Raw genomic sequence first — 13,017 nt, forward strand, 5'->3', positions numbered from 1 at the left:
CCGCTAAGCACTTTTACTGGAAATGCTCTAGCGCTGCGCCTTGCCTTCAAAAACCAGATCGAGAAAATTGCCGAGCCATGCCCTGAGAGGCGTGTCGAACAGCATGCGGCCTTCCAGATGCTGGCTGCCCACCTGTGCATTGGGCATGCCGAACCTCTGGGCGCCGCGCACCACCCAACTATGCATCATGGCGCGGGTCAGTTCGGCGTGAAACTGCAAGCCCCAGGCATTTTTTCCATAGCGATAGGCCTGATTGGGGTAGGTCTCGCCCGAGGCCAGAAGTTCGGCTCCGCGCGGCAGCTCGAACCCTTCCTTGTGGAAATGATAGACCATCTTCGGCCAATGCGGCATCAAAAGCCGCCCATGTTCGGTGGCATGAAGCGGATACCAGCCGATTTCGACCTTACCGTCCCTGTCGGCCTCCACCTTGCCGCCCAGATGTTTGGAAAGCATCTGCGCGCCGAGACAGATGCCGAGAAAGGGCTTATTTTCCTTAAGCGGCACCTTCAGCCAGTCGATCTCGGCTTTGACGTAGTCATGAGAATCGTTGGCGCTCATCGGGCCACCGAAGATGATGGCGCCCGCGTGTTTCTCCAGCGTCTGCGGCAGGTCATCGCCGAGTGCGGGTCGCCTTATATCCAGACGATACCCTTTTTCCACCAGCATCTGGCCGACACGGCCGGGGGTAGAACGTTCCTGATGCAGGACGATGAGCAGCGATGGTTGTTTTTCCTGTTGCCTGGAAGGGTCAAACAGCATCGTCTTCGTTTTCGCTTTCTTCAGCGGGCCCGGACCTCGTGGCGGCCTGCTGACGTTGCAGAACCCTGTCGCGCACGGATACACCGAGCAGATCGGCTACCCGCCAGATCACATGGTCTTCCATTTCACTTCGTTCGCCGTCAGCGTAAACAATATCCCATAATATTCCAATAAGCTCCACGCGTTGATCTTCGTCGAGATGGCGGCGGATATCGGCGGTGAAGCGGTAATAATCGACGGCCTCCTTGCCCGCCTCCTGGCCGGCGGTGAGAAGGGCATCCAGTTTGCCGCCATCGAGATGGTAATATTCATGCAAAATCTCGCGCAGGCGGTCACGCTCGCTTTTCGAGACGGTGCCATCCGCTTCCATCACCTGGAAAGAGAGAGCGGCCACCGCAACCCTCAGATCGTCCGGGCTGAAATCACCCGCATTCGGGCCGACGAGGTTTTGAATAAACGATTGTATTTGCTGGAACATCGATAGCCTGTTGGTCAGAAGAGTTTGAGCCGCGTCTTGGGTTCGGCTTCCGCGCCTGATTTCTTGACGCCCGGATCATCCGGCGCGCCGCCGAAAAACGGCACGGCCTCCGCCTTCCCATTCGATGCATCGGTTTCCACCGGCGCCTCAATTGTAACAGGCTTTTTCTCCTTTGGGACCGATACGGCCGGTTTGACCTCAATCGGCGCGGCCGGGATCGGTTTCGGTTCGGCGCGTGTCTCCGGCGCTGCTTCTGCAATGATTGTCTTCGCAGCCGGTTCGGCCCTTGCCGGTGCTGCGGCAATCGCATTTTCGATCGTGAGATCCTCGACGGGGCCTTCGAGTTGGCCGAAAGGCGCTTTCCATTCGAAGGCATCGAGACGGCCGGTAACGGGCGACACCGGCAGCCATTTTTCCGAAACAATACCATCGGCAACCCAGGCGGGGTCACGCGGCGCGCGCAGCGCCTGTGCCATCCAGTAGCGTACCCGGCCCTGATCACCGGTTTCGGCTTCCTCGATGTCGGCCATCAGCAGGAAGATGCTTTCGCGTGGCTCAATCCGCGCGGCGGCTTCGGCCTTGGCCCGCGCCTTGGCGAATTCCTTGGCGTCGAGCGCTGCCTGCGCGACCGCGAACAGGGATTCGATATTGTTGGGCTTCAGGCTTTCCAGCCGCTCAGCCCGTTTCAGCCGGTCGATGGCGGTATCACCGCTGCGGGCGCGGACATAAAGTTCGGCGAGTTGCGGATGCGGATCGTGTTTCCAGACGGGTTCGAGAACCGTGGCCGCCTTGCGCAGATTGTCCTCGCGCAGATAGGATTTTGCTGCGATCAGCGCTGCCGGAACGAGGCTCTTGGCAAGCTTGAGCGCATGTTTGGCATCCTCGCGGGCACCCACGGGGTCGCTTTCCAGCTTTTCGCCGGCCTTGGCGGTGAGAAGCACCGCTTTCAGCCGTTCCGCCTCGCCGCGTTCGATGACACTGGCCGCCCTCTGCTGGTCGAGCAGGCGTATGGCATCGTCCCATTGTCCGTTGCGACAACGATTTTCCAGCGTCGCCTGTGCTGCCCAGGGCAAATAGGGCGCCTTTTCCGCCGCATCCTCGGCATATTGCTGGGCGGCTTCGTAGGCGCCCTGACGGCGCGCCTCGATATAAAGGCCCCGAAGGCCAAGTTCGCGGGTTTCGGGATCGCGGGCCATGGCTTCGAATTTGCGCCGCGCCGCGTCATATTTTCCTTCGATGAGATCGGCCTGAGCGTCGAGCAGGTGGATCAGTGGCTCTTGATCGGCGCTGAGCAACCCCTGTGTTCGTGCCGTCATCTTCCGGGCAAGGAGGGCATTGCCGGCGCCGGCGGCAATGAGACCGGTGGATAGCGCCTGATAACCACGGTCGCGCTTGCGGGCGCGGAAATAACGACGCGCGGCATTGGGCGAGGTCCAGATGGCGTTGACGACCCACCAGACCAGCATAACGGCGGCGACCAGCGCCGCAATTATGGAGGCCGCGACCATCAGGCTCATTTCGATCAGCTGGCCTTGCCAGACGATGGATAGCACGCCCGGCCTGTCCGCCAGCCAGGAAAAACCGAAGCCGAGAGCCAGAACGATAACGGCGAAAGTCAGAATTCTGGTCATGCCCTTACCCCTGCCTGCCGGTGCTGGTGATGGCGCGGTTCAACGTGCCGCCGACCAGATTTTCGACCTCGATGCGCGCATCCAGCGATTTCTTGTAATCGGCCGATGCCGTCTTGGCGGCATCGGGAAGCCCGTTCCATTCAAGCGCCGCGCCTTGCAGATCGCCGTTGCGCAGCTTGTTTTCCATGCGCGCAATCTGGGCTTCGGGGGTCTCGCCCTCGATATTTCCGACCGGGCGCACCTTCACCAGCGAAAAGGCGCTTTCCGTCAGGCGTTCCATAATGCCCTGATTGGGGTCAGGCTGGTTGATGGCCGACAGCATCGCATTGGCAACATCGGGGAATTTCTGCATCAACTCGGAACGCGACGGTACGCCGGTTGCGGCGAAGGATTGCAGCGATGCGATGGCCGGATCATCAGGCGTGACCTTCGATAGCGTGTCGAGTTCGGTGAGGAACGGCCCACCGCGATCGATCGCTGCCTTCAGTGCGGCCGATGCGATCGCTCGGGCGACTTCGATGTCGTCGCGCGGCTCGTTGATCTTGGCTTCCGCATCCGCAAGGCGGCGCGTCAGTTCCGATGTGGCGGAGGCCTGTGCGGATCGCTCCGATTGCAGGGCAGCTTCCAGAGCGGTGATCTTTTCCGAAAGCCCATCCACCTGCGGCGCTTCACCCTTCGCACTTTCGAGCGTTGCGATGCGCTGTTCCAGGGCCGATGTGTCTGCGGCCGGAGCATTGGCGAGCTGCTGCCGCAGGCTGCCGAGATCGGATTTCAGCGTTGCAATTTCATCGCTTCCGGCTCTGCCCGCATTAAAGGAAGGCAGAATGCCAGCATATTGCATGCTGCCAGCGGCGGCCAGCGCCACGAGGCCGCCAACGATGCCGGCAGCGATCAGGCCCGAGTTTGCTGCCTGCTTGCGCTCGGCTTGTTGTGGCGCGGAGGGTTTGGCCGGTCCAGATGAGGCGGTGGCCGCTGAGGGCTTTGCCGTGGCAGCGGCGCTGCCGGATGCGCTTGTGGAGGCTGTGGAGCCAAAGGCCGGCTTCGAGGCGGCTGCGGCAGCCGAAGTGGCGCTCCCTCCGTCGTTGCTTGTTGCCGGTTTGGCATCGGCTTTTGGCGGTATGGCAGCCCCTGAAACGGGTTCTTTTGGCTTGTTAGCAGGGCTTTCGGCCTTCGGTGCGACAGGCGCTGATTCCGTCGTGCCAACATTCGGTTCTGGCTCGAGAGGGGATTTTTGCGGCTGGTCCCAAACGGGCGTGGGATTGCCGGCTGCGGCTGCCGCCTTTGTTTCTGCGACGTCCGGCTCTGTGTTTGCGACCGGTGTTTGGTCACGGGGCTCACCGTCTGTTCTGGCAGCGGCTCCCTCGGCGGAAATTGCTTTCACGTCTTTGGCGTCCAGGTCGATGGTGACCGGTTCGGCTTTGGACTTGGAGTGGCGTGGCGGCTTTCCCGATACCATGACAACCTCATTTCTGCCTGCAGTAATCTAAACCTAGTCAGTGACGGCGGCAAAGGAAAGAGGCGAGCTCGAATTAGGTTCCAGAGTTATGGCGCAGAAGTTCAAACATTGCCGCCTCGCTCGGCTCGCTGGCGGCCTTTGCGTTTGCGCGGAAGATTTGAGGAACGAGAGACAGCACGTTGCGGCTGATGCAGATGATTTGTGTCGTTGCCAGCGCCGCCACGTATTTTTGCGTCGATACATGATGAAAAAAGGCCCGCGCTGCTTCCGATGAATAGAGCAGGACCACATCGGCAGCGCTTTCGACAAACGCCGTCCCAAGCATTGTCTGCGAAATGCCGGAGGGCAGCATCTCGTAACAATCTACCGTTCTGAAGGGAATGCCAGCGGCGGCAAGGCCCTTCTCGAAGGTGGCGCCACGGGGCCTGCCGGCGAGATAAAGCAGCGGTGCTTCTTCGGAAAACAGAACCTGGTGCTCAGCTACCAGTGCGGTCAGACTGGCGGCGTCGCCGGAGGCGGTGAAAATCTGTTCGAAGCCGGTTTTTTCCGCCGCTTCCGCCGTTGCTCCGCCGACGGCGAAAAGTGGTTTTGACAGATAGGGAGCCAGCCCGTCCCGGGATGTTTCCAGCGCCCGCAGCGCCTCGGCGCTGGTCACCGCGATGGCCGCCAGCGGGGCGGATAGCGCCGAGACGGCGCGTTCCCCATGATGGACAGGATAAAACAGCGGAAGAAGCACCGGCTCATGCCCAAGTGCTTCAAGCTTTGCGGCCGTCCTTTCGCCCGAACGCTGCGGCCGGGTGACGACGATCCGCATCGCCTCAGCTCCAGCCTTCGAAGAAATTGCTGCCGGCCTTGGCGCGCACATCTTCGCCGGCCTGCCGGCCGAGCGTTGCCGCATCGCGGCGGTTGCCGGAGATTTCGATGCCGTGGCTCGTCTGGCCATCGGGGGTGAGGATCAGGCCGGAAAAATGCAAGTCGTCGCCGTCGCAGGTGGCGTAGCCGGCAATCGGCGTGCGACAGGAACCATCGAGTGCTGCCAGAAAGGCGCGCTCGCAGGTCACGGCATCATGAGTGGGCCTGTCGTTTATGGGAGCGAGCAGTTTGTCCATGCGCGTATCGCCGATGCGGCTTTCCACGCCGATTGCGCCCTGGGCAGGAGCCGGAGGGAATTCCTTCGGGTCGAGAATTTCCGTCGGCACATTGTCCTTGCCGAGCCGCTTCAGGCCGGCAAAAGCAAGAAGTGTGGCATCCGCCTGGCCTTCTTCGAGCTTGCGCAGACGCGTATCGACCAGACCGCGGAAAACGATGACGCTGAGATCCGGACGCAGGCGGCGGATGAGTGCCTGACGGCGCAGAGATGCGGAGCCGACAACGGCGCCATGCGGCAGTTCCAGAAGCTTCGGTGCGGTGCGACCAATGAAGGCGTCGCGTATGTCTTCGCGCGGCAGGAAAGCGGACAGATAGAGGCCTTCGGGCAGAACGGTCGGCATGTCCTTGGAGGAATGCACGGCCATATCGAGTTCGCCTGATAGAAGCTGGTTTTCCAGCTCCTCTGTGAAGAGGCCTTTTCCACCGATCTCCGACAAAGCGCGGTCGGTTATCCGGTCGCCTTTGGTGGACAGCACGACGATTTCGAACATTTCTTCCGGCAGGCCATGCGCCGCCATCAGCCGGTTGCGCGTCTCGTAAGCCTGCGCGAGCGCCAGCGGGCTGCCGCGCGTGCCGATTCGGAAAGGTTTTGTTTGCATCCGCGTCTATCCATTGTTACCGGAGTTGTCTTAGACCAACTCAGCGCATGATCGCAATGAACGAACAGATTTGATGGCCCCCTTTCTTCGTATTCTTGGCATAGAGACAAGCTGTGACGAAACCGCTGCATCCATTGTGGTTCGGCATGCGGACGGGCGTGGTGAGATCGTCTCCGACGTCGTTTTGTCGCAGCTGGAGGAACACAGCGCTTATGGCGGTGTGGTGCCTGAAATTGCCGCCCGCGCCCATGTCGAAGCGCTGGATACGCTGGTGGAAGAGGCGCTGGAGCAGGCGGGCGTCACTCTTGCCGATGTCGACGCCATTGCCGCCACATCCGGCCCCGGCCTCATCGGTGGCCTGCTGGTGGGGCTGATGACCGGCAAGGCTATCGCCAAGGCGGCCGGCAAACCGCTTTACGCCATCAATCATCTGGAAGGCCACGCGCTGACGGCGCGGCTGACCGATGGTCTGTCGTTCCCGTATCTGATGTTGCTGGTGTCCGGCGGCCACACCCAGCTGGTGCTGGTGCGCGGCGTGGATGACTACGAGCGCTGGGGAACCACCATTGATGACGCTTTGGGGGAAGCCTTCGACAAGACCGCGAAACTTCTGGGCCTGCCCTATCCTGGCGGGCCTGCCGTAGAGAAAGCGGCGGCAAAGGGTGACCCGGACCGTTTTCCGCTTCCGCGCCCGATGGTGGGAGAGACACGGCTCGATTTTTCCTTCTCGGGCTTGAAGACAGCGGTGCGGCAGGCCGCGACCGCCATCGCGCCGCTTTCGAAGCAGGATATTGCCGATATCTGCGCCTCCTTCCAGAAAGCGGTGTCGCGCACCCTGAAGGACCGTATCGGCCGTGGCCTTGCCCGTTTCAGCCAGGAGTTTCCGCAGCCGGAGACGACACCTGCGCTGGTCGTCGCCGGCGGCGTTGCGGCCAATCAGGAAATCCGCCAGACGCTGCAGTCGCTTTGCGATATCAATGGCTTCCGTTTCGTTGCGCCGCCGCACCGGCTTTGCACGGATAATGCGGCGATGATCGCCTGGGCGGGACTGGAGCGCATGGCGGATGGCCGTGACCCCGATCCGCTCGAAATCCCGCCGCGCTCGCGCTGGCCGCTGGACGGCAACGCGGAGACACTGATCGGTTTCGGTAAAAGGGGAGCCAAGGCCTGATGCAGCGGGAAAAAATCGTCGTTATCGGCGCCGGCGCCTTCGGAACAGCGCTTGCCGTCGTCATTGCGTTGGAAAACCGGCATGACGTCACCTTGCTCGGCCGTGATCCATCGCTGATGGCCGATCTGGAGGTTGATCGTGTTCACGAGGCGGCCCTGCCGGGTGTCGATCTGCCGGACGCGCTTGAATTTTCGGCCGAGCCGGATGTGCTGGCTGGCGCCAATATCGTGCTCTTCGCCATGCCCTCACAGGCTCATGCGGATGCGGCCCGTCATTACGGTCCTTATCTGGCTAATGACTCTATCGTCGTCACCTGCGCCAAGGGCATCGACCGCAGCTCCGGCCGACTGCTGACGGAACTTCTGGAAGCGGAATTGCCGCATCATCCGATTGCGGTTCTCTCCGGTCCGGGATTCGCGGCGGATATTGCGCGCGGCTTGCCGACGGCCATGGCGATTGCGGCGGAAGACCCGGAGGTTGCCGAGCGGCTTGCGACCACGATTTCCGGCAGGACCTTCCGGCTTTATGCCTCGACCGACCGCATCGGCGTGCAGCTGGGCGGGGCGCTGAAGAATGTTCTCGCCATCGCCGCCGGCATTGTTGAAGGCGCTGGCCTTGGTGATTCCGCCCGCGCGGCGCTGATCTCGCGTGGGCTTGCCGAAATGTCGCGGCTCATCGTCGCCATGGGCGGCAAGGCGGACACGGTGCGCGGTCTCTCGGGCCTCGGCGATCTGGTGCTGACCGCCACCAGCCACCAGTCGCGCAACCTGCGTTTTGGTATCGCGCTTGGCCGGGGTGAGGGTAAGGACATGTCCGGCGGGCTGGTGGAAGGCGCCTTCGCTGCTGCCGTCGCCGCCCGGCTCGGGGAAAGTCACGCTGTCGACATGCCGGTTACCGAAGCGGTGGCCGCTATCATTGACGGCAATCTGGATGTGGCGAGCGCCATGCAACAATTGATGACACGGCCGATCACCACCGAGTGAGGTGGGCGGTCAAATGATGTTTTACGCATGTCCTGATCCCGAAACCGCTGACGCTTCGGGGGACATGCTCCAGCAAGGAGACGACAATGCTGTTTGCCTTTATCTGCAAGGACAAGCCGGGCCACCTTAACGTGCGCATGGAAACGCGCCCGGCCCATCTGGAACATCTGAACAAACTCAATGCAGAAGGCACGCTGAAGATCGCCGGTCCGTTTCTGGATGCCCAAGGCAAGCCGAATGGCAGCCTCGTGATCGTGGAAGCTGCCGATATCGATGCGGCCAAGGCCCTTGCCGACGCCGATCCCTATGCCAAGGCCGGCCTGTTCGAAAGTGTCGATGTGAAGCCCTATAACTGGGTCTTCAACAATCCGGGGGCGTGATCGGATATGGCGAATTATTGGCTTTACAAGTCCGAGCCGTTCAAATGGTCCTGGGAAATGCAGAAGGCCAAGGGTGAGGCCGGTGAAGAATGGACCGGCGTGCGCAATTATCAGGCGCGCAACAATATGCGCGCCATGAAGATTGGCGACAAGGGTTTCTTCTACCACTCCAATGAGGGGCTGGATGTCGTCGGCATTGTCGAAGTCTGTGCATTGTCGCATCCGGATTCGACTGCGGAAGGAGATCTGAAGTGGGATTGCGTCGATATCCGTGCCGTCTGCGATATGCCGCAACCGGTTTCGCTGAAGGATGTGAAGGCAAACCCGAAGCTGGAAAAGATGTCTCTCGTCACCTCCATGCGGCTTTCCGTGCAGCCGGTGACGGAGGAGGAGTATCTCGAGGTCTGCCGTATGGGCGGCCTTGCCAATCCGCCTAAGTCACCGGACTGATGTTTCGGTGAGGACTGATCCCGAACGCTTCATTCTTGACAATACCGGCATTATGCATCCGCCGCATGTGCCGGAATTGCGTCTTCATCTTGCCACGGAGGCTCATGAGCTGTGGCTGAAGACGGAGGAAGAGCTGCAAGAGATCGGCTTGCCGCCACCGTTTTGGGCCTTCGCCTGGGCTGGCGGGCAGGGGCTTGCTCGTTATGTTCTCGATCATCATGAGAGTGTTTGCGGCAAGTATGTGCTGGATTTCGCCAGTGGCTCCGGGCTGGTTGCCATCGCGGCGGCGAAGGCCGGCGCAGCCAAGGTTCTGGCAGCCGATATCGATCCGTGGACAGAAACGGCCATTCGGTTGAATGCTGCACTCAATGGCGTGGATATCGGCTTTACGGGGTTAGACCTAGTCGGCAAGCCGGTCGAGGCCGATGTCCTGTTGGCGGGCGATGTGTTCTACGACCGCGACTTTGCCGATCTTCTCGTGCCGTGGTTTCTGGCGCTGACGGCGAAGGGTGTGAGCGTCCTCGTCGGCGATCCGGGGCGGGCCTATCTGCCCAAAGAGCGCCTTCGCGCCGAGGCGACCTATCAGGTGCCGGTGACGCGGGCGCTGGAAGACAGCGAAGTGAAGAAGACCACTGTGTGGCGTTTTATCTGATCAGGGCCTGATGATGCAGACGCCATGCTCATACGCGCAGGCATCGTCGGCGTTTTCGGCATGGACAGAGATGATTGTCGCCCTGGGGGCCAGTTGCATGCCCGTTTTATCGGCTGCATCTCTTCGTGAAAATCCGCTGTTGATCGCGAAATAGTTGCCGTTCCCGCGCACCCGCAGGGCTGCTATGCCGCCGACATAGGTGCCGCCGGGAAGGGTTGATGGCAACCCATCGGTGGAGAAGCTTACATCGGATTGATGATGCCGATATTGGTGGCGGCCATAAAAATCCTCTGCCGCCGCCGGTGGCACGGAGGCGAAAATTGCGCCAGCGACCGTCATGGTCAGGGCGGCGATTCGACGCTGTAACATGAGCCTCATGCTCCGGTTTTTGAGGTTAACCAATCGTAAATTACACCTTTTCTGAATTACGTAAAGGTAAATATTTCGAGGGCGTAAATCTTGGAAACGCTCGATTTTTTATTTTGACGCAAAAAAATTCTAAAAAAAAATCGTGAACCAATCGATTAAATTCGAATCGGCCGTGAAATGTGCTTGTGGTGACGCTGCCATGTGATTAAACGTCGCGGTTGGTGCAATGCACATTCTTTCGTCATGTGCTGTTGCTTGGGGGCGTCCTTATCTGATGGGCGCACGGGAAAACGCCGCGAGGTTCTGATGGCGAATGCGACTAATAACCGGCCTCTGTCGCCGCATCTTCAAATTTACAAGCCGATTCCGACGATGGTTGCATCCATCGTGCACCGCATCACCGGCGGCGCGCTTTATTTCGGAACGCTTCTGGTTGCCTGGTGGCTGATCGCGCTTGCCTCGGGTCCTGCCTATTACGACTGGGTCAACTGGGCGATGGGCACCATCATCGGCAGGCTCATCCTGATCGGTTACACCTGGGCTCTGGTTCACCACATGCTGGGTGGTCTTCGCCACTTCATGTGGGATCTGGGTCATGGCTTTGAAAAGCACTTTACCACCAAGCTGGCAAAGGCCTCGTGGGTCGTGTCGATCTGTCTGACCGCGCTGATCTGGGTCATTGCCCTGATCGTGCGCTGAGGAGATTTTTCATGGATATGCGTACACCTCTCGGAAAGGTTCGCGGTCTCGGCTCTGCCAAGGAAGGTACGGACCATTTCTTGCGCCAGCGCGTCACTGCGGTCGCCAACGTTCCGCTGCTGATCTTCTTCGTGATCTTCCTGATCAAATATGCCGGCGCGCCCTATCCGGAAGTCGCCGCCGCGCTGTCGAACCCGCTCGTTGCGGTCATCATGGCTCTGGTGCTGGTCTCCGGCCTCATCCACATGAAGCTCGGCATGCAAGTCATCATCGAAGACTACGTTCACGCCGAAGTTTCGAAGCTCGTTCTTCTGATGCTGAATACATTTTTCGCGATCCTCATCGGTGGCCTTTCGATCTTCGCCATCCTGAAAATCGCATTCGTAGGATAAGTTCGCCATGGCTTCGATCAGTTCACCTTCCCAGAATGGCAAGGCCTATACCTATATCGATCACTCCTATGACGTGATCGTGGTGGGCGCCGGCGGCGCCGGTCTGCGCGCCACGCTCGGCATGGCCGAGCAGGGTTTCAAGACCGCCTGCATCACCAAGGTTTTTCCAACGCGCTCCCATACCGTCGCAGCGCAGGGCGGCATCGCCGCATCGCTCACCAACATGACGCCCGACTGTTGGCAGTGGCACCTTTACGATACCGTGAAGGGCTCCGACTGGCTGGGCGATGTCGACGCGATGCAGTATCTCGCCATGGAAGCGCCGAAGGCGGTCTATGAGCTTGAGCATTACGGCGTGCCTTTCTCGCGTAACGAAGAAGGCAAGATCTACCAGCGTCCGTTCGGCGGTCACATGCAGAATTACGGCGAAGGCCCGCCGGTGCAGCGCACCTGTGCCGCCGCCGACCGTACCGGCCACGCCATTCTGCACACGCTTTATGGCCAGTCGCTGCGCAACAATGCGGAATTCTTCATCGAATATTTCGCGCTCGACCTCATCATGTCGGCAGACGGCCGTTGCACCGGCGTCGTTGCCTGGAACCTTGATGACGGTACGATCCATCGCTTCTCCGCCAAGATGGTGGTGCTGGCGACCGGCGGTTACGGTCGCGCCTATTTCTCGGCGACCTCTGCCCACACCTGCACCGGCGACGGCGGCGGCATGATCGCCCGTGCGGGCCTGCCTCTCCAGGACATGGAATTCGTGCAGTTCCATCCGACCGGTATTTACGGCGCAGGCTGCCTGATCACGGAAGGTGCGCGCGGTGAAGGCGGTTATCTCGTCAATTCCGAAGGCGAGCGCTTCATGGAGCGTTATGCGCCTTCGGCGAAGGACCTTGCCTCGCGTGACGTTGTCTCCCGCTGCATGACCATGGAAATCCGTGAAGGTCGCGGCGTCGGCAAGAACAAGGATCACATCTTCCTGCATCTCGATCACCTCGATCCGGCGATCCTGCACGAGCGTCTTCCGGGCATTTCCGAAAGCGCCAAGATCTTTGCCGGCGTTGACGTTACTCGCGAGCCTATCCCGGTTCTGCCGACGGTTCACTACAATATGGGCGGCATTCCGACCAACTATTGGGGTGAAGTGCTGAATGCCGATGCCAGCAACCCGGAACGCATCGCACCCGGCCTGATGGCTGTGGGCGAAGCTGGTTGCGCCTCGGTTCACGGCGCGAACCGCCTCGGCTCCAACTCGCTGATCGACCTCGTGGTCTTCGGTCGTGCTGCCGCTATTCGCGCCGCCCAGGTCATCGATCGCGATGGGCCGGTTCCGGCTCTCGACACAGCGGCCTGCGACAAGATCATGGAACGCTTCGACAGCCTGCGTTACGCCAATGGCTCGACGCCGACGGCGGTGCTGCGCGACAAGATGCAGCGCGCCATGCAGGACGATGCGGCCGTGTTCCGCACGCAGGAATCGCTGGAAAGCGGTTGCCAGCGCCTGTCGGCCATCTGGAAGGAGCTGCCGGACGTCAAGGTGACCGACCGTTCGATGGTCTGGAACTCCGATCTGGTCGAGACACTCGAGCTGCACAACCTCATGGCCAACGCGATCACCACGGTCTACGGCGCGGAAGCGCGTAAGGAAAGCCGCGGCAGCCACGCCCGCGAGGATTTCGTTGATGGTCCGTTCGGCGGTCGCGACGACGTGAACTGGCGCAAGCATACGCTCGCCTGGGTCAGCCCCGAAGGGGACGTCAAACTCGACTATCGCCCGGTTCACACCGACCTCATCGCCGACGGCATCGATCCGAAAAAGATCGAGCCGAAGGCGCGAGTATATTGA

The 13,017-nt window shown here is 60.6% G+C and carries 15 protein-coding genes; 8 read left to right on the top strand and 7 right to left on the bottom strand.

The genetic code is table 11. The features are described 5' to 3' along the window. Nucleotides 1-27 precede the first annotated feature (27 nt). The 6 genes from ACQZ48_RS14175 to hemC form a co-directional block, all read right to left on the bottom strand. On the bottom strand, nt 28-759 hold the full coding sequence (locus ACQZ48_RS14175) for a glutamine amidotransferase (protein ID WP_142912967.1): 732 nt from the start codon (nt 757-759) through the stop codon (nt 28-30). Further along, the gene (locus tag ACQZ48_RS14180) at nt 749-1,237 is read right to left on the bottom strand and encodes a tellurite resistance TerB family protein (RefSeq protein ID WP_077985496.1); all 489 of its coding nucleotides are present in this window, start codon (nt 1,235-1,237) and stop codon (nt 749-751) included. Before ACQZ48_RS14180 ends, ACQZ48_RS14175 begins: the two co-directional genes overlap by 11 nt. Before the next feature lie 14 nt (nt 1,238-1,251). After that, nucleotides 1,252-2,868 (bottom strand): heme biosynthesis protein HemY, encoded by a 1,617-nt coding sequence (locus tag ACQZ48_RS14185; RefSeq protein WP_077985497.1) that lies wholly within the window; start codon nt 2,866-2,868, stop codon nt 1,252-1,254. 4 nt (nt 2,869-2,872) lie between these two features. Further along, on the bottom strand, nt 2,873-4,324 hold the full coding sequence (locus tag ACQZ48_RS14190) for a COG4223 family protein (protein WP_191217225.1): 1,452 nt from the start codon (nt 4,322-4,324) through the stop codon (nt 2,873-2,875). Nucleotides 4,325-4,397: 73 nt separating this feature from the next. Then, entirely contained in the window at nt 4,398-5,138 is a 741-nt protein-coding gene (locus ACQZ48_RS14195; protein WP_137412273.1) for a uroporphyrinogen-III synthase, read from the bottom strand. A 4-nt stretch (nt 5,139-5,142) separates the two neighbouring features. Then, a complete protein-coding gene (hemC, locus tag ACQZ48_RS14200) occupies nt 5,143-6,072 on the bottom strand; it encodes a hydroxymethylbilane synthase (protein WP_448728912.1) in 930 nt (309 codons plus the stop codon). Nucleotides 6,073-6,145: 73 nt separating this feature from the next. Here hemC and tsaD point away from each other — a divergent pair, with 73 nt between their 5' ends. The 5 genes from tsaD to ACQZ48_RS14225 all read left to right on the top strand — a co-directional run bounded on the left by tsaD (nt 6,146) and on the right by ACQZ48_RS14225 (nt 9,708). Next, complete coding sequence (gene tsaD / locus ACQZ48_RS14205; RefSeq protein WP_448728913.1) at nt 6,146-7,243, top strand: tRNA (adenosine(37)-N6)-threonylcarbamoyltransferase complex transferase subunit TsaD; 1,098 nt, start codon at nt 6,146-6,148, stop codon at nt 7,241-7,243. Continuing rightward, entirely contained in the window at nt 7,243-8,226 is a 984-nt protein-coding gene (locus ACQZ48_RS14210) for an NAD(P)H-dependent glycerol-3-phosphate dehydrogenase (protein ID WP_077985502.1), read from the top strand. Before tsaD ends, ACQZ48_RS14210 begins: the two co-directional genes overlap by 1 nt. An 86-nt stretch (nt 8,227-8,312) precedes the next feature. Then, the gene (locus tag ACQZ48_RS14215) at nt 8,313-8,606 is read left to right on the top strand and encodes a YciI-like protein (RefSeq protein ID WP_448728914.1); all 294 of its coding nucleotides are present in this window, start codon (nt 8,313-8,315) and stop codon (nt 8,604-8,606) included. Between the two features lie 6 nt (nt 8,607-8,612). Continuing rightward, entirely contained in the window at nt 8,613-9,056 is a 444-nt protein-coding gene (locus ACQZ48_RS14220; protein WP_003492407.1) for an EVE domain-containing protein, read from the top strand. 7 nt (nt 9,057-9,063) lie between these two features. Beyond that, on the top strand, nt 9,064-9,708 hold the full coding sequence (locus tag ACQZ48_RS14225) for a class I SAM-dependent methyltransferase (RefSeq protein WP_448728915.1): 645 nt from the start codon (nt 9,064-9,066) through the stop codon (nt 9,706-9,708). On the opposite strand, the gene ACQZ48_RS14230 is transcribed toward ACQZ48_RS14225, so the two are convergent. Next, the gene (locus ACQZ48_RS14230) at nt 9,709-10,077 is read right to left on the bottom strand and encodes a hypothetical protein (RefSeq protein ID WP_448728921.1); all 369 of its coding nucleotides are present in this window, start codon (nt 10,075-10,077) and stop codon (nt 9,709-9,711) included. A gap of 306 nt (nt 10,078-10,383) precedes the next feature. Between ACQZ48_RS14230 and sdhC the strand changes: the two genes are divergently transcribed. The 3 genes from sdhC to sdhA are packed head-to-tail and all read left to right on the top strand — an operon-like array spanning nt 10,384 to nt 13,017. Continuing rightward, on the top strand, nt 10,384-10,776 hold the full coding sequence (gene sdhC / locus ACQZ48_RS14235; RefSeq protein ID WP_077985505.1) for a succinate dehydrogenase, cytochrome b556 subunit: 393 nt from the start codon (nt 10,384-10,386) through the stop codon (nt 10,774-10,776). Nucleotides 10,777-10,787: 11 nt separating this feature from the next. Then, complete coding sequence (gene sdhD, locus ACQZ48_RS14240) at nt 10,788-11,168, top strand: succinate dehydrogenase, hydrophobic membrane anchor protein (RefSeq protein WP_077985506.1); 381 nt, start codon at nt 10,788-10,790, stop codon at nt 11,166-11,168. 7 nt (nt 11,169-11,175) lie between these two features. After that, nucleotides 11,176-13,017, top strand: coding sequence for a succinate dehydrogenase flavoprotein subunit (gene sdhA, locus ACQZ48_RS14245; RefSeq protein WP_448728916.1), 1,842 nt, complete (start codon nt 11,176-11,178; stop codon nt 13,015-13,017).

The sequence above is a fragment of the Agrobacterium sp. 22-209-1 genome (genome assembly GCF_053522485.1).